The 24,068-nt window shown below is 48.5% G+C and carries 25 protein-coding genes and 1 tRNA gene; 2 read left to right on the top strand and 24 right to left on the bottom strand.

Annotated features, from left to right (window positions below; translation table 11 throughout):
• Window positions 1–77: 77 nt before the first annotated feature.
• Both gap and GCU39_RS23195 read right to left on the bottom strand, forming a co-directional pair.
• Window positions 78–1,088 carry a type I glyceraldehyde-3-phosphate dehydrogenase gene (gene gap, locus GCU39_RS23190; protein WP_152395642.1) on the bottom strand — a complete coding sequence of 337 codons (1,011 nt, stop codon included), beginning with the start codon at window positions 1,086–1,088 and terminating at the stop codon, window positions 78–80.
• 73 nt (window positions 1,089–1,161) lie between these two features.
• Window positions 1,162–2,208: a sugar-binding transcriptional regulator gene (locus tag GCU39_RS23195; protein WP_152395643.1), complete on the bottom strand. Its 1,047-nt coding sequence runs from the start codon at window positions 2,206–2,208 to the stop codon at window positions 1,162–1,164.
• Between the two features lie 279 nt (window positions 2,209–2,487).
• Here GCU39_RS23195 and GCU39_RS23200 point away from each other — a divergent pair.
• Both GCU39_RS23200 and clpP read left to right on the top strand, forming a co-directional pair.
• Window positions 2,488–2,562, top strand: a tRNA-Arg gene (locus tag GCU39_RS23200).
• 130 nt (window positions 2,563–2,692) lie between these two features.
• Window positions 2,693–3,274 (top strand): ATP-dependent Clp endopeptidase proteolytic subunit ClpP, encoded by a 582-nt coding sequence (clpP, locus tag GCU39_RS23205; RefSeq protein WP_321575602.1) that lies wholly within the window; start codon window positions 2,693–2,695, stop codon window positions 3,272–3,274.
• A gap of 79 nt (window positions 3,275–3,353) precedes the next feature.
• Here the strand turns inward: clpP and GCU39_RS23210 are convergent, their stop codons facing one another.
• The 22 genes from GCU39_RS23210 to hisD form a co-directional block, all read right to left on the bottom strand.
• Complete coding sequence (locus GCU39_RS23210; RefSeq protein WP_193726595.1) at window positions 3,354–4,421, bottom strand: PdaC/SigV domain-containing protein; 1,068 nt, start codon at window positions 4,419–4,421, stop codon at window positions 3,354–3,356.
• A 58-nt stretch (window positions 4,422–4,479) separates the two neighbouring features.
• Window positions 4,480–5,532, bottom strand: coding sequence for an ABC transporter substrate-binding protein (locus GCU39_RS23215; protein WP_152395645.1), 1,053 nt, complete (start codon window positions 5,530–5,532; stop codon window positions 4,480–4,482).
• 73 nt (window positions 5,533–5,605) lie between these two features.
• The gene (locus tag GCU39_RS23220) at window positions 5,606–6,409 is read right to left on the bottom strand and encodes an ABC transporter permease (protein ID WP_152395646.1); all 804 of its coding nucleotides are present in this window, start codon (window positions 6,407–6,409) and stop codon (window positions 5,606–5,608) included.
• Window positions 6,406–7,257, bottom strand: coding sequence for an ABC transporter permease (locus tag GCU39_RS23225; protein WP_152395647.1), 852 nt, complete (start codon window positions 7,255–7,257; stop codon window positions 6,406–6,408). Before GCU39_RS23225 ends, GCU39_RS23220 begins: the two co-directional genes overlap by 4 nt.
• Complete coding sequence (locus tag GCU39_RS23230; RefSeq protein WP_321575603.1) at window positions 7,254–8,231, bottom strand: ABC transporter ATP-binding protein; 978 nt, start codon at window positions 8,229–8,231, stop codon at window positions 7,254–7,256. Before GCU39_RS23230 ends, GCU39_RS23225 begins: the two co-directional genes overlap by 4 nt.
• Before the next feature lie 236 nt (window positions 8,232–8,467).
• Complete coding sequence (locus tag GCU39_RS23235; RefSeq protein WP_152395649.1) at window positions 8,468–9,241, bottom strand: SIMPL domain-containing protein; 774 nt, start codon at window positions 9,239–9,241, stop codon at window positions 8,468–8,470.
• 178 nt (window positions 9,242–9,419) lie between these two features.
• The gene (locus GCU39_RS23240) at window positions 9,420–9,689 is read right to left on the bottom strand and encodes an HPr family phosphocarrier protein (protein ID WP_018759086.1); all 270 of its coding nucleotides are present in this window, start codon (window positions 9,687–9,689) and stop codon (window positions 9,420–9,422) included.
• 109 nt (window positions 9,690–9,798) lie between these two features.
• The gene (whiA, locus tag GCU39_RS23245; RefSeq protein ID WP_152395650.1) at window positions 9,799–10,728 is read right to left on the bottom strand and encodes a DNA-binding protein WhiA; all 930 of its coding nucleotides are present in this window, start codon (window positions 10,726–10,728) and stop codon (window positions 9,799–9,801) included.
• Between the two features lie 5 nt (window positions 10,729–10,733).
• On the bottom strand, window positions 10,734–11,720 hold the full coding sequence (locus GCU39_RS23250; RefSeq protein ID WP_152395651.1) for a gluconeogenesis factor YvcK family protein: 987 nt from the start codon (window positions 11,718–11,720) through the stop codon (window positions 10,734–10,736).
• A gap of 32 nt (window positions 11,721–11,752) precedes the next feature.
• The gene (gene rapZ, locus GCU39_RS23255) at window positions 11,753–12,643 is read right to left on the bottom strand and encodes an RNase adapter RapZ (RefSeq protein WP_152395652.1); all 891 of its coding nucleotides are present in this window, start codon (window positions 12,641–12,643) and stop codon (window positions 11,753–11,755) included.
• Between the two features lie 34 nt (window positions 12,644–12,677).
• On the bottom strand, window positions 12,678–13,628 hold the full coding sequence (locus GCU39_RS23260) for an ROK family glucokinase (protein ID WP_152395653.1): 951 nt from the start codon (window positions 13,626–13,628) through the stop codon (window positions 12,678–12,680).
• Window positions 13,629–13,814: 186 nt separating this feature from the next.
• The gene (locus GCU39_RS23265) at window positions 13,815–14,189 is read right to left on the bottom strand and encodes a cupredoxin domain-containing protein (protein ID WP_227793309.1); all 375 of its coding nucleotides are present in this window, start codon (window positions 14,187–14,189) and stop codon (window positions 13,815–13,817) included.
• 276 nt (window positions 14,190–14,465) lie between these two features.
• Window positions 14,466–15,392 carry a thioredoxin-disulfide reductase gene (gene trxB, locus GCU39_RS23270; RefSeq protein WP_152395654.1) on the bottom strand — a complete coding sequence of 309 codons (927 nt, stop codon included), beginning with the start codon at window positions 15,390–15,392 and terminating at the stop codon, window positions 14,466–14,468.
• 50 nt (window positions 15,393–15,442) lie between these two features.
• Window positions 15,443–17,200: a tetratricopeptide repeat protein gene (locus tag GCU39_RS23275; RefSeq protein ID WP_152395655.1), complete on the bottom strand. Its 1,758-nt coding sequence runs from the start codon at window positions 17,198–17,200 to the stop codon at window positions 15,443–15,445.
• A 113-nt stretch (window positions 17,201–17,313) separates the two neighbouring features.
• Window positions 17,314–18,264 carry a ribose-phosphate diphosphokinase gene (locus GCU39_RS23280; RefSeq protein WP_152395656.1) on the bottom strand — a complete coding sequence of 317 codons (951 nt, stop codon included), beginning with the start codon at window positions 18,262–18,264 and terminating at the stop codon, window positions 17,314–17,316.
• A 114-nt stretch (window positions 18,265–18,378) separates the two neighbouring features.
• Entirely contained in the window at window positions 18,379–19,203 is an 825-nt protein-coding gene (hisJ, locus tag GCU39_RS23285; RefSeq protein ID WP_152395657.1) for a histidinol-phosphatase HisJ, read from the bottom strand.
• A 17-nt stretch (window positions 19,204–19,220) separates the two neighbouring features.
• Entirely contained in the window at window positions 19,221–19,940 is a 720-nt protein-coding gene (gene hisIE / locus GCU39_RS23290) for a bifunctional phosphoribosyl-AMP cyclohydrolase/phosphoribosyl-ATP diphosphatase HisIE (protein WP_152395658.1), read from the bottom strand.
• On the bottom strand, window positions 19,937–20,695 hold the full coding sequence (gene hisF, locus GCU39_RS23295; protein WP_152395659.1) for an imidazole glycerol phosphate synthase subunit HisF: 759 nt from the start codon (window positions 20,693–20,695) through the stop codon (window positions 19,937–19,939). The genes hisIE and hisF overlap by 4 nt, the downstream gene beginning before the upstream one ends.
• Before the next feature lie 14 nt (window positions 20,696–20,709).
• Window positions 20,710–21,459 carry a 1-(5-phosphoribosyl)-5-[(5-phosphoribosylamino)methylideneamino]imidazole-4-carboxamide isomerase gene (hisA, locus tag GCU39_RS23300; RefSeq protein ID WP_152395660.1) on the bottom strand — a complete coding sequence of 250 codons (750 nt, stop codon included), beginning with the start codon at window positions 21,457–21,459 and terminating at the stop codon, window positions 20,710–20,712.
• 25 nt (window positions 21,460–21,484) lie between these two features.
• Window positions 21,485–22,117 (bottom strand): imidazole glycerol phosphate synthase subunit HisH, encoded by a 633-nt coding sequence (gene hisH, locus GCU39_RS23305; RefSeq protein WP_152395661.1) that lies wholly within the window; start codon window positions 22,115–22,117, stop codon window positions 21,485–21,487.
• 2 nt (window positions 22,118–22,119) lie between these two features.
• A complete protein-coding gene (gene hisB, locus GCU39_RS23310) occupies window positions 22,120–22,734 on the bottom strand; it encodes an imidazoleglycerol-phosphate dehydratase HisB (protein WP_152395662.1) in 615 nt (204 codons plus the stop codon).
• Window positions 22,731–24,023 carry a histidinol dehydrogenase gene (hisD, locus tag GCU39_RS23315; RefSeq protein ID WP_152395663.1) on the bottom strand — a complete coding sequence of 431 codons (1,293 nt, stop codon included), beginning with the start codon at window positions 24,021–24,023 and terminating at the stop codon, window positions 22,731–22,733. The genes hisB and hisD overlap by 4 nt, the downstream gene beginning before the upstream one ends.
• Between the last annotated feature and the right edge of the window lie 45 nt (window positions 24,024–24,068).

A 24,068-nucleotide genomic window follows, 5' to 3' on the forward strand; every position in this document is an offset into this window, starting at 1 on the left:
CCTCCAAACACATAGTTAGTTAAAGAGCGGAAACAATTATAAACTGTTTCCGCTCTACAATCATGCTACAACCGCTATTACTTCGTAGCTAGTTTAGCGAAATATTCCAACGTACGGATCAATTGTGCAGTGTAGGACATTTCATTGTCGTACCAAGCTACTGTTTTAACCAATTGCTTGTCGCCAACTGTCAATACTTTTGTTTGTGTTGCGTCGAACAAGGAACCGAAAGTCATACCTTTGATATCGGAAGATACGATTTCGTCTTCAGTGTAGCCATAAGTTTGTGGGTCTGCAGCAGCTTTCATTGCAGCGTTGATCTCGTCAGCTGTTACTTTTTTGTCAAGTACAGTTACAAGCTCAGTCAAGGAACCAGTTGCAACTGGAACACGTTGTGCTGCACCGTCAAGTTTGCCTTGAAGTTCAGGGATTACAAGACCGATTGCTTTTGCTGCGCCTGTTGTGTTAGGGATGATGTTCTCAGCAGCTGCACGAGCACGACGGAAGTCGCCTTTTGCATGCGGAGCATCAAGTGTATTTTGGTCGCCTGTGTAAGCGTGGATTGTTGTCATAAGACCTTCAACGATACCGAATTTGTCTTGCAATACTTTTGCCATTGGAGCTAGGCAGTTTGTTGTGCAAGATGCGCCAGAGATAACTGTCTCAGTACCATCAAGGATTTCATGGTTAACGTTGAATACGACAGTTTTCATGTCGCCAGTCGCTGGAGCGGAGATAACAACTTTTTTCGCGCCTGCTTTGATGTGTTTCTCAGCAGCTTCTTTTGTTGTGAAGAATCCAGTACATTCAAGAACGATGTCTACGCCAAGCTCGCCCCATGGCAATTCTTCTGGGTTACGGTTTGCAAGAACTTTAACGTCTTTGCCGTTTACTTTGAAGAATCCGTCATGTACTTCAACGTCTCCTTGGAATTGACCTTGAGTTGTATCATATTTCAGCAAATGAGCTAACATTTTAGCGTCTGTTAAGTCATTGATTGCTACTACCTCGATACCTTCTACTGCTTGAATACGGCGGAAAGCAAGGCGTCCAATACGTCCAAAACCATTAATACCAACTTTAACCATTGATGATTCCTCCTAAATTTTAATTTATATATACTCAAGACAAACCTGAGGGCTCGTCAAGACAACAACATCATTAACCTGCTTCTTGTTCTTCTTCATCCATTAATCGAATGATTTCAAGTGCTGCACCTTCGTCGATAATAAGCACATTCTCTTGCCCGAACTTCAGGACGGAATGAATGGCTTCACCCTTGCTGGCACCGCCGGCAATCGCAATCACGACTTCCATTTCTTGAATCTCTTCGAGTCGAAGACCCAAGGACACCATCTTGTGAACCACGTTTCCTTGCCGATCAAAATAGTACCCGTACGCTTCCGCTAGAGCACCCTCCTGCCTCAACGCATCCACCGTCTGTTGATCAACGCGTCTTCGTTTGGCCATCACAAAGGCATCTCCAATCCCATGTACGACAATGCGAGATTTGCGAATGAATTCCACAATCTCTAGAATATTCGGCTCTTGCATCAAGGACTGGTAAGCTTCTTCGCTGAGTAGATCTGGGACATGCAGTAGACGGTATTGCGCGCCTACGCGTTGTGCCATTTTCGATGCGATGGTGTTCGCTTGATAATCAAGACTCTCACCTAACCCGCCACGAGCCGGCACGAACCAATTGGATTTCATCGGCGTCGTTGACGTCATCTGTTCTGCCATCTGAGCCAGTGTGGAACCGCCAGTGAGAGCAACAACATCATCTTTGCCCATCACTTTACGAAGCACTTTACATGCTGCAAGACCAAGATCTCGCTTCGTAAGCGGCGAACGATCCGAATCGCCCGGGACAATCAGCACTTGCTGAAGTCCGAAAGACTTGCGAATTCGCTCCTCCATATTCGTTAGACCGAACAGTTCTTTCACAATGGATTCTAAGTCCTCTAGCAGCTTCTCTCCGGCTGAACTTAGGCGCATCCCTGCGCTCTCAATTTCAATGAGTCCTTGTGTCTTTAGTAAGTCTGTCTCTGCACGCAGTACCCGCTCGGTCATCTCCAAGGAAGTCGCCAGCGTTCTGCGCCCGACTAACTCAGACAGCTTGATTTGATGAAGGATTTCATATCTCTTTTTTAGTATTTCCATGAGATCAGGCAGAAGTTGCTTTTCTATCTCTAATATTTTCCGCATTTCTTTCCACTCCTGCAACTTAGTTGGCCCGAAAATGTCCCACGGAAACCTTTTTAGTCCCACCCCTAGTTTAACCCTTTCGAGAGCAGTTTGCAAGTGTACCGCATGTATAATTCTCATGTTTACAGAAACTTATACATTAATGGGCGGCCTTTTTTAGAAAATATAAGAGTTTATTAGGCTACCGATCAGCGGTTCTTATGTTTCTTCTAACGATAATCAGTTAGGGACTTGCAATTCTATGATTAATAGCATATAATTCTCTTTGCTATCCTTTTTGCGCCCGTGGTCCAATGGATATGACGTAGGCCTCCGGAGCCTGAGATCTAGGTTCGATTCCTAGCGGGCGCGCCAACCATACAACAGACAGAATCAGCTTCGGCTGATTTTTTTGTATCATTAGTTTGACTATCTTTGACTTTTGATTGAATTTGGAGTATGATTTGATGGAAAGCTAGTCGATGTGAGTAGAGGAGGATTTTCTGTGAGTTACATTCCTATGGTCGTGGAACAGACGAACCGCGGCGAACGTTCATATGACATTTATTCAAGGCTGTTGAAGGATCGTATCATTTTCTTGGGCACACCCGTCAATGACGTGGTAGCGAATTCGATCATCGCACAAATGCTATTCCTTGCAGCAGAAGATCCAGATAAGGACATCTCGCTGTATATCAATAGCCCGGGCGGATCGATTACGGCAGGTATGGCGATTTACGATACAATGCAATTCATTAAACCCGATGTATCGACGATTTGCGTCGGTATGGCGGCTTCGATGGGCGCTTTCTTGCTGACAGCTGGAGCGAAGGGCAAGCGCTTTGCGCTTCCGAACAGTGAAGTGATGATTCACCAACCGTTAGGCGGAGCTGAAGGGCAAGCGAGTGATATTGAGATTCGCGCGAAACGTATTATCAAAATGCGCGACAATCTGAACAAGATTCTCTCGGATCGCAGCGGTCAGCCGCTCGAGCGTATCGAGAAGGACACAGACCGCGACTACTTCATGAGTGCATTTGAAGCAGCGGAGTACGGATTGGTCGATAAAGTGCTCGAGAAGCTATAAGCAATTAGAACAAAGAACCCCCATGCAGCGATCTGCATGGGGGTTTGTCATATATCCAACTATCGTGCGCGGGTAGGCTCTAGAAAGGCAGCTTACCATCCAGAGTCGACGATATCGAACGGAATGGAATGTAGAATTCTGGGAATCCCGCAGCGTAAGGCGTATATTCATACACCCCGAAATAAATGACAACGCCCTCGTCTTTCACATAGAATGCCGTATCCTCGTTAATGCTCTGGAATTTCGCATCGTACATCAGCATCGGTGCAATGTCTTTTTTGATCTTCTCATTAATGACTTGCTTATAATCCGGTACAAGCTTGAACAGATCGTCCAGTGTGTAGACTGTGCCTGTATCGATATTGATGGTATAAGACCACTGCTCTGGCATACCATGTGCTCCGCCTGTGTATTCATTACTCGAGAACAAGAGGCTGATCACTTGATTCGAATTATACTTGATGTCGTAATTCGACGTATATTCATATTTGAATCCAAGCTCCTCATAGGCGCCTTTTGAGTTCTCTTTGGCTGTATCAACATATTTCTTGGCTTCCGCAGCAAATAATGTGTTGATCTTTTCCTGCACTTCGGCATTTTTGAGTCCGCTGACTTGCGGATATTGCACATTGATGATGGCGTCCTTCGTGTTCTCATCAATTTTCTTCGAGGACCAGATCATGTCGTTCTCTTGAATTTTCACCAAATGAACAGATTTCGTCTTCGAATCCCACACGGATTGGTAGCCGAAATTATCTGTCAGAAGACTTAGCGCCACATAGTTGTTGCCATTCACAAGAACTCGACCATACGCATCCCATAGTTCGTGGCCGTTTACGACCGAATTAACGGCGTATTGTCCCACTTGAATAACGACGTCTTTACCCTTCGCTTTGACATGCATGACTTTCTTCTTCGCATCATAAGCCCCATCCAGTTTCAGATCCTTCGTAAGGATGTTGAGCGGAATATATGTACTTCCATCATGTACAATTCCTTTGCTAAGCAGCGGTGCTCCATCCAACGTTATCTGAATGTTTGGCGTTACCACGGATTGCACCGACGCAGCAGCCGATGCATGGGATGTTTGATTTAGAAATACGAGGCACAGAGCAACAAGCGTAATCGTTCGCAATACGTTTTTCATGGGTGAACGCCTCCTCATTGATAGCTAAATCTTATTGATTCATGGATTCGTATGAATCTTATTCGCGTCCGCTCTTGATTTCAGTCCAATAGCGGTCATACGTTTGTAATGTTTTGCTTACATCCATTAACCATTCCGTACGTGCAAATTCTTCGTCACTTAGGTTGATCATCTTGTTCGCTTGGTATTCTGGGCTATGGAACGGTTTCGCTTTTTCATTCGGATCACTGTATCCAATGGATTCATAGTTCTTCGCACTCACTTCAGGATCGAGCATGAAGTTAATGAATTTCTCTGCTAAATCCTTGTGCTGCGCACCTTTTGGAATCGCATAGTTGTCAGAGAAGATCGTGCTGCCTTCCTTCGGAATCACATAAGCGATATCCGGGTTCTGAGCAGCAATATACGCTGCATCGCCGGACCATACCGTGCCGATCCAACCTTCTTCCGCGATTAGCTTCTGCTTAATATTGTCCGTATCAAACGCCAAGACGCTTGGAAGCAGTTGTTTAATATCATCTACAGACTTCTTGATCTCATTCTCATTAGTCGAACTGTTCGAGAATCCGTTCTTCTTGAGACCCATGCCAATCACTTCGCGCATATCATCGAGCAGTAATACTTTATCTTTAAATTCTGGCTTCCAAAGGTCGGACCAGCTTGTAATCTCGCCCTTCACATACTTTTTGTTGTATGCGATCCCTGTAACACCTGATGTATAGACGATGGAATATTTATTATCTTTGTCGTACGGAAGATTCTTGAAATGGCTCGAAATATTGTTCCAATTCGGAATATTGTCTTTATTGAGCGGCTCGAGCAAATCCTGCTGAATCATCGTCGCAACCATATAATCCGAAGGCTGAATCACATCATACTTCGATCCGCCGGCCTTCAATTTCGCGAGCAAATCCTCATTATTCGCGAAGACGGCATAATTGACGGTTACGTCGTATTTCTGCTCGAATTCCTTAATGACATCCGGATCGAAATTATCAGCCCAGCTATATAAGTTGAGTGTCTCCTTCTGAGAACACCCCGCTGTCACGACAAGCGTCGCAATCATTGCGCCAGCGAGAACCGTGCTCGCGAACCATTTCATTTTTTTCAATCGTATTACCCCTTTCTGCCTTGAAGAATCATAGGAATTATTATGAGAAAACCTCTATTACTTGCTGATGTGGTTAAAAAGGAAGCGTCGAAGCCTTTTTGCCACGATTCCCTTTATTTTGCAACCATTGCGCAATTAGAATTAATCCAACGCTAACAATAATCATAATGGTACATAATGCGTTAATTTCCGGGGAAATTCCGCGTTTGACGAGCCCATAAATATAGATCGGCAATGTCGTCGAGTTCGGGCCTGCTACGAAGAAGCTGATCATAAAATCATCAATCGACAACGTAAACGCCATAATCGCACCCGCAAGTACGCCTGGCCAGATCGCAGGCAATGTAATGTAACGAAATGTCTGCCATGGTGAAGCGCCCAAATCTTGCGCAGCCTCTTCTAATTGTTTGCCCATTCCTGAAATTCTCGATGCAACAATCACATACACATACGAAATGCTGAATGTCACATGCGCAATAATAATCGTCCATTTCCCAAGCGGGAAGTTGAATTGGCTGAAGAGCAAGAGCAGCGATAGACCCATAATAATATCCGGTACAACAATCGGTAAATAGAGCATCCCGAGTACCGTCTTGCTCTTACGTACCGCATTGCGAAGCGCAAGAGCCGCTACCGTACCAAGTACCGTCGCAATCACCGTCGATGTGAAAGCAATCGTCAAGCTGTTCATTAACGCATCCATAACGTTTCGATTTTGAAATAACGAACCATACCATTTGAACGTAAAGCCTTCCCATGTACTGTTAATTCGCGAGTTGTTGAAGGAGAAGATCAGAATCATGAGCACGGGCAAATAGATGAACGCCATCACCAGATAAGCGTGGATCGATAGGAATGGATTTGTCTTCTGCTTCATGCTCGTCCCTCCTTCGATCGTTCATGGCGTGAGCGGAGTGCCATATTGAATAAATAGATCAGCACCAAGGATGTGATCGCGAAAATAACCGATAATGCTGCACCGAACGGCCAATCCCTCGCCCCGAGGAACTGGGTCTGAATAATATTGCTTAACATCGTCGATTTGGAACCGCCGAGGATATCTGTAACCACATACATCCCCGCAGTAGACACGAATACAAGCACCGAACCGGTCATCATGCCGGATTTGGTCTGTGGTAATGTAATATGCAAGAAGGCTCGCCACCTCGAAGCACCAAGATCACTAGCCGCCTCCAGCAGCTTGCGATCCATTTGCTCAAGCGATACATAGATCGGCAGCACCATGTACGGAATGAACGTATAGACCATCCCGAGCAGCACGGCGCCTTTTGTATAGAGCATCTTCAAAGGTTCATCAATAACACCGATATCCATTAAGAAAGAATTGACAACACCCTGAGAACGCAGCAATAGGACCCATGCATAGGTCCGAATCAGAAAATTTATCCAGAATGGCACTGTAATGAACAACAGCCATATTTTTTGCCTTGTCGGTCCTGCATTTGCAATGTAGTATGCAAGCGGATAGCTAATCAAGACGCAAATCAATGTCGTAAGAACTGATAACGAGATGGTATCCCAGTAGATACCCATATACAGGGAGTCGAAAAACCTTGCATAATTATCCAAGCTGAATTGAATCACTAAATTCCCAAATTCATCGCGTCCGAGAAAAGAAATGACGACCACAATCGCCATCGGCAAAATCAAAAACAAACTTAGCCAAAGGACTATCGGGGAGATCAACCATTTCGTATTTTTCATAACCCGATATTCACCTCATCCGCATCAAGCCAATCCACGCCGATATGCTGGCCAATTTGCCATTCATCTTCGTCCGTGAAATCAAGACAGATCGATACGGTCGTCTGTTCATCATCCAGATGAACGATCAATTTGTGTACATTGCCTAAGTATACAATATCTTGAATAATGCCTTTACGTTTGGATGTCTGCTCCAAATCCTGAACTGCCTTTAACTTCTCAGGACGAATCGCGAACATCCGATCTGCTTCATGGAAGACATTGTTCTCTCCAATAAAGGTCGCAGCGAATAACGTCTTCGGGCGGTTATAGATTTCCTTCGGTGAGCCGATCTGCTCAATCTTACCGTTATTCATAATGACGATGCGGTCACTCATCATCATCGCTTCTTCTTGATCATGCGTTACATAGACGAACGTAATCCCAAGGCTGCGCTGCAATTGCTTCAGCTCAGCTTGTAAGTTCTTACGTAATTGTAAGTCCAGTGCGCCAAGCGGCTCGTCCAGCAAAAGAACACGAGGTTTGTTCGCAATCGCGCGCGCAATCGCAACCCGCTGTTGTTGACCACCGGACAATTGATGCGGATAACGCTTCGCAAGGGGAGTCAACTGTGTTAATCGAATCGCTTCAGCAATCCGTTCCTTCTGTTCGGCAGCATCAATCTTCTTCATTTTGAGACCAAATTGAATGTTCTGCTCAACCGTCATATGCGGGAACAAGGCATAGTGCTGAAACACGAGGTTCAAATCCCGCTTATTGGGCGGCAGCTCTGTTACATCCTTGCCATCGAGAAAAATTTCACCTACTGTGGGTTGCTCGAACCCTGCGATCATCCGTAAAATCGTCGTCTTTCCGCATCCGCTCGGCCCGAGCAGTGTCAAAAATTCGCCCTCGCCAATGGTGAGGGATAGAGGGTGTACGACGGTCTGTCCGGCGAAGTGTTTTTCTATATTCGTGAGTTGTATCATCGGCATCAACCCCTTACTCTTATATTTCAAAATAACCCCACAAAGTGATGTGTGGCCTTGTTAGCGATTCAGGTACTTTGCGGGGACCCCGAGACACTGTATTTCAAGAAAAAGAAAGCCATATCCATTGGTATGGCTTTCATCGACAAGTCCTTGTTTACAAAGCATCTTCACTATACCTTGTTTTGTCCGATGATACAACTATTTTCTCGTTAATTCGCTAATAAATACATGAAACTTTCTTATTTTATTTCATAGACGACAGTAACATTGGATTTAATGGAAATTTGACCCGATTGGATCGATGTATCCGCTGCGGCGGACTCCATTTTTGCTGTGGCATAGACTTGATTCGTGAAGATTGGATAGACATCTGCACTAGACTCCGACACCGTGATCACCGAGACAATCTGCTGCTTCGCTGCGGATGCAATGGCTTTCGCTTTGACTTCGGCATTCTTCATCGCTTTCTCTAACACTTGTGTCTCATACATTTCCGGATGCTCCGTATCAAAGCGTACACCTTGAACCTGATTCACGCCTGCTTCCGATGCTGCATCCATCAGATCGCCGAGCCCATCCAGATCACGATAAGTAACTTGCACTGTATGCGTCGTGGAGTAGCCCGTTAACTTCGGCCCTGTCTTCTCATTATAGCTATACTCTGGATTCACATAGAATCCAACCGTCTGTACATCTTCTGTTTTGACCTTGGAATTGGTAAGTGCTTGTTTCAATTTGGCGAACTTCGCTGCGTTAGCTTTTTGAGATTCCTTCGCTGTTGCCGCCTTGGTCTCGATTCCGAACGTTACATACGCCACATCCGGCGTTACAGTAATTTCACCCTTACCCGTAACATTGATTGTGTGGACGACACTTTGGCTCTGAGCTGCCGGCGCTTCAGCCGCATACGTGTTCGATACCGGAGCCGCCCATGCGAATGCGACGAGCAGCGCAGTTGCTGCGATTAACCCTAATTTTTTGGCTCTATTGATCGTTTTAACATCCTGTTTCATGTAAAAAGCCTCCCTATTATTATTCTTCACTTGGTTCTACCTACATAGACGGTGCAATTTACCAAATGTTACAGCGAAAATAATAAATTCCCGGGCAAGCTTCATATATATTTTGTGGCAGTTCCCTGATACAACAAAAAGCCCCTGTTTCCAGGGGCCTTTGTATGTACATCATTCATTATTGATTTTCAAGTTCTTCCTTACTAACCAATTGAACCAATGCAGAAATAGCTTGCTCAGCGTCCGAACCTTCCGCACTTATATATATTTCAGTTCCCGAGCTGATCGCCAAGCTCATTATTCCCATGATACTTTTCGCATTAACTTTCTTCTCGTCTTTCTCCACGAAAATCTCTGACGAATATTTATTCGCTTCTTGAACGAACAACGCTGCCGGTCTAGCATGGAGACCCGTTTTTAACCGCACAACTACCGGGTGCTTTGTCATGGAAAAATTACCCCCTATTACTTATTCGATCTGGCGATTATCCTAATAAATTATTAGTCTTTTACAACATTATACCATTATAACATGAACAGCACTAGGAAAAAAAGTTTTACCCATTCCTAATTTTTTCCGCCAATTCGTCGATCTTACGCAGTCTGTGGTTCACCCCAGACTTGCTCACCGACCCCTTCAGCAGTTCGCCGACTTCTTTCAAGTTAATATCCGGATGAGCCAGACGCACCTCCGCCACTTCCCGAAGTTTGTCCGGAAGACTCTCAAGACCCACTTCTTTTTGGAGCAGCTTAATGTTGTCGATCTGACGCACCGCGGCACCGATGGTTTTGTTCAGATTCGCTGTCTCACAGTTCACGATCCGATTCACCGAGTTACGCATATCGCGCATAATGCGCACATCCTCGAACTTGAAGAGTGCTTGATGCGCGCCAATCATGCTGAGCAAATCAATAATCTTCTCGCCTTCTTTGATGTAGAAAATAAAGCCCTTCTTCCGCTCGATGCAACGAGCATTCAGACCGAACTCATTCGCAAGATCAACGAGCGCTTGACAATGCTCTTCATACATCGAAGCAATTTCAAGATGATAAGACGAACCTTCTGGGTTATTCACCGAGCCCCCCGCCATGAAGGCACCGCGCAAATAAGCCCGCTTACAACAGTTATTTGCAATAATCTGCTTATCAATACCGTCCGTAAAAATGAATCCTTCAGAAACAATATGCAAGTCTTTCAATATTTCCTGAACCTGCGTTGGAATTCGTACGATATAGACGTTATTTTTCTTTAATCGCATTTTTTTCCGGACGAGCAGCTCCGTGTGCACGTCATAGTATTTCTTAATTAAAGAATAAATACGTCTTGCGATCGCCGCATTCTCCGTAGATATATCTAGAATGACCTTACGATTCGATAATTGCACGGAACCGTTCATTCGCAGAAGTGCTGACAACTCCGCTCGCTCGCAGCACGTATCCGCTTCAACCTGGGTTAATTCTTTTTTGGTCTGTGCCGCAAAAGACAAGCGACTCACCTCTTTCGTAACATCCAATTTTTGACGAGCTGATAAATATGATGACTTAGTTTATCCGCATCATGGCGCAAATACGTCCGGAATAGTACAAGTCGATCAGCGATGACCTTGTAGCCCCGGTTCGTCACAGCTTCCAAATCCAAATGAACCGCTGTGGCGCCTTTCTCCGCGTATTTATCTTGAACCTGTGCCGGAATCTCACCGTCGTTCACAATGACATAATCGAAGATATGATGCCCAATATGGTCATACACCGCATCCAAGTGATCGCTTACGGTATAGTTATCCGTCTCTCCTGGCTGCGTCATGACGTTGCAGACGAAAATTTTGACTGCACAGGAATCGACAACCGCTTGGGCTAGTTCAGGCACGAGTAAATTCGGTATGATGCTCGTATAGAGACTGCCTGGTCCGATCAGAATCGCATCCGCTTGTCGCAGCGCCTCGACGGCTTCTGCAAGTGGCTGCACATTCGACGGTTCCAAGAAGACGCGTTTGATCCTTTTCCCAGCTGTCGGAATGGTCGATTCCCCCGTCACAACGGTACCGTCTTCCATCTCCGCATGTAGAATAACCGCCTGGTTCGCAGCAGGAAGCACGCGCCCCCGCACAGCCAACACCCGGCTTAGCTCACGAATTCCGGTAACGAAATCCCCAGAAATATCTGTCATAGCTGCTAATATCAAATTACCCAAACTATGCCCGGCTAAACCTGATCCCGAACTAAATCGGTATTGCAGCATATCGGACAAGAGCGGTTCGACGTCCGCAAGCGCGCCAAGCACGTTGCGAATATCGCCTGGAGGCGGCATATGCAGCTCATTCCGCAAGATCCCTGAACTGCCGCCGTCATCCGCAACCGTCACGATCGCTGTAATATCTAAAGGCTTCTCCTTCAGCCCACGCAGCATGACAGACAATCCGGTTCCTCCGCCCATAACGACAATTCGCGGACGCTGCACTGCTTCAAACTCTAGGCTCATCTCATCACCTCGTACATATTGTCTGCCTTTAGTTAATGACGGTCTTTCTCTGCATCTCGGTGGGCGACACGAACCATTTCGGTCTCACTTGCCCCAATAATTCGGCCCAAATACTCTGCAATGGCCACCGAACGATGTTTCCCCCCGGTGCACCCGATCCCGATCACAACCTGGCTTTTTCCTTCTTTGCGATATTGAGGAATGAGGAATTGCAGCATATCGACCAGCTTCGTCAAGAATACTTGCGTCTCTGGCCATTTCATCACGTAATCATAGACTTCCGGATCCTGCCCGGTATGCGGACGCAATGTATCCACATAATGCGGGTTCGGAAGGAAGCGAACATCATAGATTAAATCGGCATCAATCGGGATGCCATATTTGAATCCGAATGACGTAATATGCACAGATAGGGTATTACCCTCTAGATTATTAAAACGAGATACAATCCGTTCCTTGAGCGTCGCCGGCTTCATATTGCTTGTATCGATAACTTGGGATGCCCATCCCTTCAAGTCTTCGAGCAGCTTCCGCTCTAGTTGAATTCCTTCCAGCGGCATGCCTGTCGGCGCCAATGGATGGCGTCTACGACTCTCTTTGTAACGCTGAACGAGTACGCCGTCAGTAGCGTCTAAGAAGACGATCTCGCAGTTAAGTGTATAGTGATCTTTAATATAATTTAATGACTCGGATAATGCCGTGAAGAATTCGCGGCCACGAAGGTCAATGACAAGTGCGACTTTGCCGATCTTGCCGTTCGACTGTTCAATTAGTTCTGCGAACTTCGGAATAAGAACCGGAGGCAGATTATCCACGCAGAAAAATCCGAGGTCCTCCAGACTCTGAACAGCGATCGTCTTCCCGGCTCCAGACATGCCTGTAATAATGACCAGTTTTGCTTTTGCCATCGATGAAGTGTCCATCACGGCCCTTCCCCCTTGTAGTTAGAACTTCCTCTTACGAACGACTAAATAAGCCTGCTGCCCCGATCATTCCCGCATCGTTGCCAAGTGTCGCCGGCACAATCTCAATACCCTTTTGCAGAGAATCCGGTGTCAGCTTGTAGAATACTTCACGAATTTCATCGAATAGAATATCGCCCGCTTTGGACACGCCGCCGCCAATAATGAATCGCTCTGGATTCAGAATAACAGCCACAGCCGCCATTGCTTTGCCCAAATAGAATGCAGCACGGTTAACGATACGCGTTGCAACTTCATCTCCTGCCTTGGCCGCATCGAACACATCTTTAGCCATCATATGCGGAAGCGTGGATAGCGATGTGCGATCACCGCGTTCCACAGCATCTTTGGCCATACGAATAATGCCTGTTGCCGAAGATACCGTCTCAAGACAGCCCATTTTGCCGCATCCACATTGGATGGCTTCAAGGTCAGGAATGACTGCGATATGTCCGAGCTCCCCAGCTACGCCAGCAAATCCTTGATAGATACTGCCGTTGATAATGATACCGCCGCCTACACCTGTTCCCAGCGTGTAGCATACACAATTGTCGATCCCCGCACCCGCACCGCTCCAAGCTTCACCAAGCGCCGCTACATTCGCATCATTATCCACGCGAACCGGTTTGCCTAATCGATCGGATAGTATTTGACGAATCGGTACATCACGGAAAGGTAGGTTCGGAGAATGCAGGATAATTCCCTCTTTCAAATTCATGAAGCCTGCGAGACCTGCGCCTACGCCGCCCACTTGATCCCATGAATAAGGAGACTGCTCCACAACAAGATGAACATATTTCACAATGTTATCGATGATTGTTTCTGCTCCCTTTTCCGTCTCTGTAGGGCCCTCATACGTATGCAGCAGTTGTCCCTGTTCATTGCAGACTCCAACTTTAATTGCTGTTCCGCCCAGGTCCACACCAACATAGATTGTTTCAGACATGCTAAATCCACCTTTATCTAAGTTAATTGTGTTTCAGTACCCACTATAAGCCATGCCTGTATTATCGGTCAAGATAATAGGGCACTCCCCCGCGAGGGAGCGACATCGATCGCATACAAATGAAAAAGCCGCTTCTCGTGAGTGTTCTCAACGAAAACCAGCTTTTCGCGGTTAACCATCTGATCGTTATTCTACAGTAATTTTACCAACCATTTGACCATGGCCGCCGCCGCACATAATTGAGCAGCTAAAATCGAACGTACCTACTTTATCGGCTACGAATTCTTTGGTGCCGGACTCATCCATATTAATGTCGAAATCCTTGATCATCAGACCATGGATGCCTTCTTCCGAGTTAAATGTAAGCTTGATTGTGTCGCCTTTCTTCACCTTGATCTCTGCTGGCGAGAACTCGAAATTCTTCGCTGTGATCGTTACTTCCTCTGTTACGCCTGTGGGCGCTACAGCTGGTTCGCTGGATTTGCTGTCTCCTCCGCAAGCCGATAGAACGAACATGAGACACAGTGCCAGACCTAGTACGAATAATGACTTCTTCATCATTATACCTCCGCTTTACCATAATCATGATGGATGAATGAACATCTCATCCGATCAACGTGGTTGAGACATTCGTCACATCGATCGCTTCGAGACCCATTGTATCACCCTGATCTGGAATATTCATCCTCCGAACAGGCCTAGATGATTGTAAATCGAACGTTTTTCGTTGAAGTTACCAGAATGTTCATAAATGGAAAAAAGATTGTTGACTCTTTGCCCGCAACATCAAAAAAGCTGACGGGACTACCCCGCCAGCTCTTATCGTCTAAAAATTGATTAATGAATCTCGTTCGCTTCCAAGAACTTCTCAGCATCCAGCGCAGCCATACAGCCTGTTCCTGCCGCTGAGATCGCTTGGCGGTACTTCGTGTCTTGCACGTCGCCACAGGCGAATACGCCTGGAATGTTCGTCTCCATGGAGCCTGGTTTCACAATAATATATCCTTGATCGTCCGTATCCACTTGACCGCCGAGGAACTTCGTGTTCGGCGTATGACCGATTGCTACGAACAAACCGTCCGTCTCAATCACTTCTTCTTCACCTGTCTCATTGTTCGTCACTTTGAGACCCGTTACACCGTTATCGCCTGCCACCACTTCAACTGGCGTACGGTTAAGCGACCATTTGATCTTGTTGTTCTCACGCGCGCGGTCTTGCATGATCTTCGAAGCACGCAGCTCATCACGACGGTGAACGAGCGTCACATCGCCGAAGCGCGTTAAGAAGTTCGCCTCTTCCATCGCGGAGTCGCCGCCGCCAACGACAATAATCTTCTTGTTGCGGAAGAAGAATCCGTCGCAAGTCGCACATGCGCTCACGCCGCGCCCTAAGTTGTCCTTCTCTCCTGGGATGCCAAGGTATCTTGCAGAAGCTCCTGTCGAGATAATGACGGTGGCTGCCTGCAATTCGCCAATGCCCTCCACTTGGAGCGTGAATGGACGTTTGGAGAAGTCTACGCTGTTCACCCAGCCCGTCTTGAACTCTGCGCCAAAACGTTCTGCTTGCTTACGCATATTATCCATAAGCTCCGGACCCATGATCCCTTCCGGGAATCCAGGGAAGTTCTCGACATCCGTCGTTGTTGTTAATTGACCGCCTGGTTCAGGTCCTTCAATGACCAGAGGGCTCAGATTCGCACGTGCTAAGTAAATGGCAGCTGTTAATCCAGCAGGTCCTGTTCCGATTACGATTGATTTATACATCGATCATATCCTCCTTATGTATGAAGGAACGCGCATAATGGCGCATTCCTCTAGAATTCTTGGGTGTAGGATGGAAATATCGCATCCATTTTCTTCTTAATGCCGCATACTTCGTCCATCCACTTCACGTATTTGCTAACCGTGGTGATAGATGTACTGTATCGCTGCGCCACTTCATGATAAGAGATCGCTCGGCGATGCATCTTCGCTGTGAGATACTCCAGCGCCGCAGCCCAGCCCTCTGCCTTATGGATCTTCGGCATATCGGGATAGACGCGCGTCAAGAACTCGACCCATAGCGTCTGGAGATCATATTGCTGCAGCATATCATACCGCTTATTCATCGTACGAAGCGCGAGCGTAAGTACCGTCTGCCACTGATCGTCCCAAGCCGGGAGTCTCGCAGACAGATCGTTGCCCTCAATGATCGTACGCTTCCCATCGATGATTGCTTCGACCTTCGCATCATAGCCCATCGAACGCAGCACGAAGATAGCAACCTGCTTCAAATAATCATCTTCATTCGGTTCAAGCAAGAACCCGAGCAGCGCCTCTTGCACTTCGTAGTCCGCAATCATGCCTAATGCTTGGATGACTTGAAGCTTGGTCTGTTGATCGCCGTGACGAAGCGCCCAGAAGAACGAGGACCGCACCAGCGGATCCCGCTTCAGATGGTCAGGCAACCCGCCGGAGGTCTTCTCCCAGAGCCGGAACTGCTCTTCAAACGGCAGGTGGTAGTGATAACTCCACATCGGCTTCTCCATGTCTTCGCCGCTCTCTTCGACCTGACGATATTCCTTGAGCTGCGCCAGATAGAACTTCGGAATTTCCGATCCCGGATCAAGCTTCTGAGCATGATTCCAGAGCCGGTACGCTTCCTCTAGGCGTCCAATATGACAAGCCGCCACCGCTGTATAATGATAGAGACAAGGGTCAAAATTGACCTCTTCGTCTTTCAGCAGTCGCCGGAAGTGGCGATATGCCGTCTCATGCTGTCCCATGATACCCATCGTCGTAGCAAGCTTAAAGACATGCTCCTGGTGAAAAGGCACCGTCTTCTTGAGCGTCACAATGAGCTGTGCCAGGTCCTTCACATTACCTTCATGCTGATAGAAAATCGCCAGGTTACACAGGGCATGCAAATTGCCTGGGTCCCGCTCCAGCACATCATTTATGGTATCCATTGCCTTCTCAAACAATCCCATATAGTAATAGGCTAGGCCTAAGTTATTCCGCGCCGCTAAAAAGTCAGGCTGACCTTCTACAATCTGTTCGAGCACCTTAACTGCCTCGCCGAACCGACCCTCTTCGAGCATCGAACGAGCCTCATCATGCTCCACCATACCCTCACGGGATTTGATGGTCGTCAGACGCGTCGGGCGGTTCAATTCATATTGCAGCAAATCCATCATTTCCTCGGCTTCGCCCAAATATTGTCCGCTCGCATCTTCCTCAAGGTAACGAATCAATGCTTCCTCAGCCTCTTCGAACTGATCCATATTCGCGTAATTGTTAGCCATATAGAAATAACACTCTGAGAGACTCGGTTCAATGGAATCGAGCACCATCTGCAGAATCTCATTTGAATCCTCATACTTGCCCATCTCCGACAGAATCCCGGCCATATTACAATGGTTCACGGGGTTTTCCGGCTCATATTCTACCGCTTTGCGGAAATACTTCAATGCCTTGTCATAATGATAGCGATCCAAGGAACGAACGGCCCGCTCAAAGAAAAAAGTAGCATCCATTTGGATCGGTATGATTTTCTTTCGATGGTTTTCAGGTAGCATCTTTTTTTCTTTCATCTACAAGGCACCTCCTATGGTTCCAAACCATGCTTTATTCGCAACTAAGTATACCATAGATCGAAGAGATTACCTAAATGGTTTTCCAAAAATTGCTCAAAACTGGAAAAAGATCAAATCCCTGCGTCTCTGAACAATGTGCTGATGGACCCGCCATTCGTAATAATCCGCATCGCTTCGGCCAACATCGGCGCAACCGAGATGACTTTGAATCGTGCCGGGTGATTGTCCGGAATCATTATGGAATCCGTCACAACCACTTCACGGATATTCGGATGGTCTAGGCGCTGCAAGGCAGGTCCCGAGAAAACAGGGTGTGTCGCACAGACATACACATCATGCGCACCGCGTTCCTTGAGTCCTTCCACAACGTTCACGATCGTCGTTCCGGTATCAATCAAGTCTTCAATAATAATCGGCGTTCGGCCTTTCACATCACCAATAACATGCGTAATAACGGATTCATTATGGCTTGGGCGTTTCTTAATCATAATGGCAAAAGGGGAGTCCAGTTGGTTAGCAAGCTTCTCAGCTGTCGATGCGCGACCGGCATCTGGGGATACGATAATCGGGTTCACAATATTCTCTTTGCGGAGATATTCACTGATCAAATCTAATGCCGTCAAGTGATCGACTGGAATATTGAAGAATCCTTGAATCGCTGGCGCATGTAGATCGATTGTAATGACACGATTCGCTCCAACTGTTGTTAGTACGTCTGCAACCATTTTCGCAGAGATCGGTTCACGCGGAGCTGCCTTGCGTTCTTGTCTTGCATAACCGTAATAAGGCATCACAATGTTGACTGTCCGTGCGGAAGCACGCTTCGCAGCATCGATCATGACGAGTAACTCTACGAAATGATCGTTGATCGGATGAGAGAGCGATTGAACGATAAAGACATCGCAATTTCGAATCGTCTCTTCATAGTGAACATAGATTTCTCCGCTCTTAAATCGAGATAGCTTGACATTTCCGAGCTCTACGCCTAGATCTGCACAGATCTTCGCTGCCAATTGGGGATTAGAAGATCCGGAAAACACACGTAACTTATTGCTTGACATGGTACCCTCCTGAAATATGAATAAAAAACGCAGCAATCCTAGCTCGACACCATCATAAAAACATTGTCGAACAACGTAACTTATTGCTAGTTCTATTATTATACATGGATTGATTTACGTTTGAAAAGGGACAAGGATGCGTGTGCGTTCCTTAAAAGTCGCAAGTTCTCTATAGCCGATATCCCATAGCATGGCGCGAGCCTCATCCAAATATTGGCCGAGCCGTTCCGGTTGATGGCAATCGGAGCCGATCGTAAGCGGGATGCCCTTGTTATAGCAAATTTCAAGCATATGTCGGCTTGGGAACATCTCTTCACATGGCATGCGCATTCCGGAAGCATTCAGTTCAATGGCCAGGTTATGGGCTTGCACCGTATTTAACGCGGACATCTCCAGCACTCTTACTTCAGCCGTTTGCTCCGCAGGAGGGGCGAAGCCGAACCGCTTAATAACATCGATATGTCCAATGTAATCATAGAATCCCGTACGAACCGCCTTCTCGATCGCATCATAATACTGCGCGTACACAGCTAGGGGATCGCGGCCTTCCCAGCCATGCGTCTGACGGAAATCGCTAATATCCCATTCTCCCAGGAAATGAACGGAGCCGATGACATAATCCCACGGATACGCCTGAATGATCTTCTCGATCTGTTCCTCATAACCTTCAATATAATCAGCTTCCATCCCGATCCGAACATCGATCTGGGATTTATATTTCTCTCTTAATCGAAAACACTCCTCAACATAACGAGGCAGCTCTTCCATCGGCATGGCCATTTCGGGATAATACGTGGCAGGGTCCACGTGAAGCAGCGGCATATGATCGGAAAGGCCGATCTGCTGCATCCCGATTTCTATTCCGCGAAGAATGTAATCTTCGAGTTCGCCAACAGCATGCCCGCAACGGGCATGGTGGGTATGGTAATCGATCCGCATAAGTTATCGGCCTCTCTTTATTTGGTTTTATTTTTGATGTCGGAAGAATAATGGCGTTGCTCCAATACGTGCAGCACCTCATCGATCGGCATGTTCTGCGCGCGAAGCAGGACCATCAAATGATAGATGAGATCGCCCGCTTCAGCACTGAGCTCTTCCCGATCATTGTTCTTCGCGGCAATAAGCACCTCGGCGGACTCTTCACCGATCTTCTTCAGGATCTTATCCAATCCCTTGTCGAACAGATAGGTTGTATATGCGCCTTCCGGACGTTCCGCGTATCGCTCCGCAATGGTCTGATCCAGCTTCGACAAGACCGCGAACCGGTCTGCTCCGCTTGCTTCCGTCGTCAGACGTCCTTCTGCTGGTGTCGCCGTAGGAATTTCATTGTAGAAGCAGCTGTACTTGCCCGTATGGCAAGCTGGCCCTTGCTGTTCAACACGTACGAGGATCGTGTCCCCGTCGCAATCATAGTGCATCGACTTGATCCGCTGTGTATGGCCGGAGGTCGCGCCTTTATGCCATAACTCCTCGCGGGAGCGGCTCCAGAACCACGTCTCGCCGGACTCAACCGACAGCTTCAACGATTCGCGGTTCATGTAGGCCAGCATCAATACTTCCTTGCTGCTGTAATCCTGCACGATAGCAGGGATGAGACCTGATTCATCCCACTTGAGCTTGGCGGATTGTTCGTCTAGATTCAATAGATTGGCGGCTTGCGCCTCGGATTGTGTCATCGAATCTCCACCCCTTTGCCTTTCAAGTCGTCCTTCACTTCTTGAATCGTCATTTCTTTATAGTGAAAAATGGTAGCAGCAAGGCCTGCGTCTGCCTTCCCTTCCGTAAATACATCATAGAAATGCTCCTTGCGTCCTGCGCCGCCGGATGCGATGACCGGGATGCCGATCGATTCCGACACTGCACGGGTTAAGCGAATATCGAACCCATCCTTCGTGCCGTCGGCATCCATGCTCGTAAGTAGGATTTCACCAGCGCCAAGGCGCTCCGCTTCCCGCACCCAATCGAGTGCCTTCAGACCGCTCGGCGTCCGTCCGCCATGCGTATACACTTCCCATTCGCCCCAGGCATCATTGTATTTCGCATCGACCGCGACAACGATACATTGAGAACCGAATTTGCGGGCTCCATCCATAATTAACTGCGGATTACGCACAGCTGCCGTGTTAATACCGATCTTATCCGCGCCCGCGCGTAGAATCCGTTTCATATCGTCGACTTCAGAAATCCCACCACCTACGGTGAACGGAATCGCGATTTCGCCAGCCGTCTGGCGAACAACCTCGATCATCGTCGCACGTCCTTCGACGGAGGCCGAAATATCGAGGAATACGAGCTCGTCGGCGCCTTCGTGGTCGTACAATGCAGCAAGTTCAACCGGGTCGCCTGCATCGCGCAGATTGACGAAGTTCACGCCTTTGACGACGCGTCCATCCTTCACATCCAAGCAAGGAATAATTCGTTTGGCTAACATCGATTTTCTCCTCCTTAGTTCGGTGCGCTTACATTGCGAATCTCTTCAATCGCTTGCGACAGGTCGATATTGCCGATATAGAGCGCTTTACCCACAATCGCACCGCCGACGCCTTCGTTCACATGCTCGGCGAGACGGGTCAAATCGCTCATTTGGCTGACGCCGCCAGACGCGATGACTGTCTGACCGGAGATGCGCGCGAGGTTCGCGATCGCTTCCGTATTCGGTCCGCCCATCATGCCGTCCCGGGATATATCAGTGAAGATGAACGTCTTTGCGCCTTTCGCTGCCAGCTCCACCGCAAGATCTTCAGCGCGAACCGCCGACGTCTCTAGCCATCCACGGGTGGCAACCAGACCGTCACGCGCATCGATGCCGATCGCGACCTTATCGCCATACTTCGCCAGGACGTCTTCGACGAACGCACGATCTTCAATCGCCGCGGTACCCAAAATGACACGGGACACGCCCAGCTCCATATAACGTTCAACGTCTGCGAGGGTACGAATCCCGCCGCCAATCTGAACAGGCACGTTCACGCTGCGAGCGATTTGGCCAATGAGCTCGTCATTGACCGGGTGACCTGCCTTCGCTCCGTCGAGATCGACGAGATGAATCCAGCTGGCGCCGCTGGCTTCCCACTCGCGTGCCACTTCCACCGGGTTCTCATTGTAGACCGTCTCTTGATTGTAATCGCCTTGCACAAGGCGTACACACTTGCCGCCGCGGATATCGATCGCGGGATATATGATGAACGATGACATAGATTCGTGCTCCTTCTGAGTGAGATTATACTTGTACCGTACCTGCCGCTAGCTTCAAGAAATTGCTTAGCAGCTGCATGCCGAACTCGCCGCTCTTCTCGGGATGGAACTGCATGCCGTACACATTGCCGCGGCCGACGATCGCTGTTACCGGACCACCGCCATACGAGGTGGTCGCGAGCAGGTCGGATGCTTGCTCCGGCTGCACATGGTACGAGTGCACGAAGTACACATGGCCTTCTTCGAGGCCAGTGAACAGCGGGCTCGCCGGCTGCTGCACCTGCAGCCGGTTCCAACCCATATGCGGCACCTTGTATGTGCCTCCTTGGAACCGCACCACGCGGCCGGGCAGCAGCCCGAGGCCCTCGTGGTCGCCGTACTCTTCGCTGCGCGTGAAGAGCAGCTGCATGCCCAGGCAAATGCCGAGCAGTGGCTTGGCATTTGCCGCCGCTTGCGCGACCACCGCGCCGAGGCCGGTGTCGCGCAGGCAAGCCATAGCGTCGCCGAACGCGCCGACGCCGGGCAGGATCACCGCGTCCGCCGCGAGGATGGCGGCCGCGTCGCTGGTGACGAGCGCCTCACTGCCGAGGCGCTCCACGGCTTTGGCAACGCTATGCAGGTTGCCCATGCCGTAATCAACAATCGCGATGGTTGCCATGCTTATAGCACTCCTTTCGTCGAAGGAACCCCCTGCACGCGCGGATCAATGCTAGTCGCTTCATCGAGGGCACGTCCCAACGCTTTGAAGATCGCTTCAATCATATGATGCGTGTTCTGTCCATAGTGAACGATGACGTGCAGCGTCATCCGCGCTTCAAGCGCAAGCTTCCACAGGAACTCATGGACAAGCTCCGTCGAGAAACTTCCGACCTGCTGCGACGGATACTGCGCGCGATATTCGAAATGTGGACGGTTGCTCAGGTCAATCACCACTTGCGCAAGCGCTTCGTCCATCGGTACGAAGACCGATGCGTAACGTTTGATTCCTTTTTTGTCGCCAAGCGCTTCTTGGATCGTCTGCCCGAGGCAAATGCCGATATCCTCAACCGTATGGTGATCATCAATGTCGACGTCGCCACGCGCAACAACATTCAGATTGAATTGTCCATGCTTCGTGAACAGATCAAGCATATGGTTCAAGAACGGCACATCGGTCTCGATTTCAGAAATGCCCGTACCGTCGATATCAAAGGCTAATTGAATATCCGTCTCGTTCGTCTTGCGCGCCACACTCGCTGCGCGTCCTGCACGTTGTTCGTTCACTGCGTCTGTCATTGTGAATTCCCTTCCTTTTCTAGCCGAATTTGTATCGCTCTCGCATGCCCTTCCAGGCCCTCATGCCGTGCCAGCTCCATAATGGTTGCGCCATTGGCGAGCAAGGCTTCCTTGCTATAATGAATAAGACTCGATTTCTTAATGAAGTCATCGACATCCACCGGTGATGAGTATCTAGCCGTCCCATTCGTCGGAATGATATGATTCGGTCCGGCCAGATAATCGCCGACAGGTTCCGAACTGTACGGTCCAAGGAATATGGCCCCGGCGTTCTCAATCAATCCGAGATATCGCATTGGTTCTTCGACCATCACTTCCAGATGCTCCGGTGCCATTCGATTGATCACTTGGATTCCCTCTTCAATGGAATCCACGACGATTATCGCTCCATATTGATCGATCGAGGCTTGAGCAATAGAGCGTCGCGGGAGCTCAGCCACTTGCCGCGAGACCTCGCTCGCTACGGCTTCCGCGTTCGCCATCGAGGTTGTTACCAAGATCGCGGAGGCCATCTCATCATGCTCCGCTTGAGAGAGTAAGTCCGCTGCGACATAAGACGCATTCGCTGAATCGTCAGCGAGGACGGCGATTTCGCTTGGACCTGCCATGCTGTCAATATCGACTGCGCCATACACCTCGCGCTTCGCGAGCGCAACATAAATATTGCCTGGCCCGCAGATTTTATCGACTGGCGCAATCGTCTCCGTCCCATAGGCCAATGCAGCAATCGCTTGTGCGCCTCCAACACGATAGAGCTCCTTCACGCCCGCTTCTGCAGCTGCGACCAGTATGTACGGGTCGATCCCTTCCTTGCCGCCTGTAGCCGGTGGAGTCACCATCACGATCTCAGGTACACCTGCGACTTGCGCAGGAATGACGTTCATGAGTACAGACGAAGGATAAGCCGCTTTCCCGCCAGGCACGTACACTCCAACGCGGCGGAGCGGTCGAATAATCTGGCCGAGCATGGTTCCATCCGGCTGCAGATCGAACCAGGATGTCCGTTTTTGTTTTTCGTGATAGACACGAATATTATCGGCTGCTTTACGAATCGCTGTCACGAACGAATCTTCAACCTGACTATAGGCGGCTTGAATCTCTTCCTCGGTTACACGGAGCTGAGAGGACTGCAGCTGAACACGGTCATGTTCCGCCGTATAACGCAGCAGTGCAGCATCTCCTTCTTGCTTCACGTGCTCTACAATCTTTTTGACGCTCTGATTCTGCTCTGGCGTTCCATATTCCACTTCTCGCTGCAGAGAGAATTCACTTGCAGGTACTATACGCATGAACATCCACCTTCCCCACATTTCTATCCTAATCCGTCTATCTAA

The organism is Paenibacillus guangzhouensis (assembly GCF_009363075.1).
Taxonomy (GTDB): domain Bacteria; phylum Bacillota; class Bacilli; order Paenibacillales; family Paenibacillaceae; genus Paenibacillus_K; species Paenibacillus_K guangzhouensis.

What these genes read in the sequence shown, in the direction of transcription:
- gap (WP_152395642.1), bottom strand. Translation starts at nt 1,088, where the DNA reads ATGGTTAAAGTTGGTATTAATGGTTTTGGACGTATTGGACGCCTTGCT.
- GCU39_RS23195 (WP_152395643.1), bottom strand. Translation starts at nt 2,208, where the DNA reads ATGCGGAAAATATTAGAGATAGAAAAGCAACTTCTGCCTGATCTCATG.
- GCU39_RS23210 (WP_193726595.1), bottom strand. Translation starts at nt 4,421, where the DNA reads ATGAAAAACGTATTGCGAACGATTACGCTTGTTGCTCTGTGCCTCGTA.
- GCU39_RS23220 (WP_152395646.1), bottom strand. Translation starts at nt 6,409, where the DNA reads ATGAAGCAGAAGACAAATCCATTCCTATCGATCCACGCTTATCTGGTG.
- GCU39_RS23225 (WP_152395647.1), bottom strand. Translation starts at nt 7,257, where the DNA reads ATGAAAAATACGAAATGGTTGATCTCCCCGATAGTCCTTTGGCTAAGT.
- GCU39_RS23230 (WP_321575603.1), bottom strand. Translation starts at nt 8,231, where the DNA reads ATGCCGATGATACAACTCACGAATATAGAAAAACACTTCGCCGGACAG.
- GCU39_RS23235 (WP_152395649.1), bottom strand. Translation starts at nt 9,241, where the DNA reads ATGAAACAGGATGTTAAAACGATCAATAGAGCCAAAAAATTAGGGTTA.
- GCU39_RS23240 (WP_018759086.1), bottom strand. Translation starts at nt 9,689, where the DNA reads ATGACAAAGCACCCGGTAGTTGTGCGGTTAAAAACGGGTCTCCATGCT.
- GCU39_RS23250 (WP_152395651.1), bottom strand. Translation starts at nt 11,720, where the DNA reads ATGAGCCTAGAGTTTGAAGCAGTGCAGCGTCCGCGAATTGTCGTTATG.
- rapZ (WP_152395652.1), bottom strand. Translation starts at nt 12,643, where the DNA reads ATGGACACTTCATCGATGGCAAAAGCAAAACTGGTCATTATTACAGGC.
- GCU39_RS23260 (WP_152395653.1), bottom strand. Translation starts at nt 13,628, where the DNA reads ATGTCTGAAACAATCTATGTTGGTGTGGACCTGGGCGGAACAGCAATT.
- GCU39_RS23265 (WP_227793309.1), bottom strand. Translation starts at nt 14,189, where the DNA reads ATGATGAAGAAGTCATTATTCGTACTAGGTCTGGCACTGTGTCTCATG.
- trxB (WP_152395654.1), bottom strand. Translation starts at nt 15,392, where the DNA reads ATGTATAAATCAATCGTAATCGGAACAGGACCTGCTGGATTAACAGCT.
- GCU39_RS23275 (WP_152395655.1), bottom strand. Translation starts at nt 17,200, where the DNA reads ATGAAAGAAAAAAAGATGCTACCTGAAAACCATCGAAAGAAAATCATA.
- GCU39_RS23280 (WP_152395656.1), bottom strand. Translation starts at nt 18,264, where the DNA reads ATGTCAAGCAATAAGTTACGTGTGTTTTCCGGATCTTCTAATCCCCAA.
- hisJ (WP_152395657.1), bottom strand. Translation starts at nt 19,203, where the DNA reads ATGCGGATCGATTACCATACCCACCATGCCCGTTGCGGGCATGCTGTT.
- hisIE (WP_152395658.1), bottom strand. Translation starts at nt 19,940, where the DNA reads ATGACACAATCCGAGGCGCAAGCCGCCAATCTATTGAATCTAGACGAA.
- hisF (WP_152395659.1), bottom strand. Translation starts at nt 20,695, where the DNA reads ATGTTAGCCAAACGAATTATTCCTTGCTTGGATGTGAAGGATGGACGC.
- hisA (WP_152395660.1), bottom strand. Translation starts at nt 21,459, where the DNA reads ATGTCATCGTTCATCATATATCCCGCGATCGATATCCGCGGCGGCAAG.
- hisH (WP_152395661.1), bottom strand. Translation starts at nt 22,117, where the DNA reads ATGGCAACCATCGCGATTGTTGATTACGGCATGGGCAACCTGCATAGC.
- hisB (WP_152395662.1), bottom strand. Translation starts at nt 22,734, where the DNA reads ATGACAGACGCAGTGAACGAACAACGTGCAGGACGCGCAGCGAGTGTG.
- hisD (WP_152395663.1), bottom strand. Translation starts at nt 24,023, where the DNA reads ATGCGTATAGTACCTGCAAGTGAATTCTCTCTGCAGCGAGAAGTGGAA.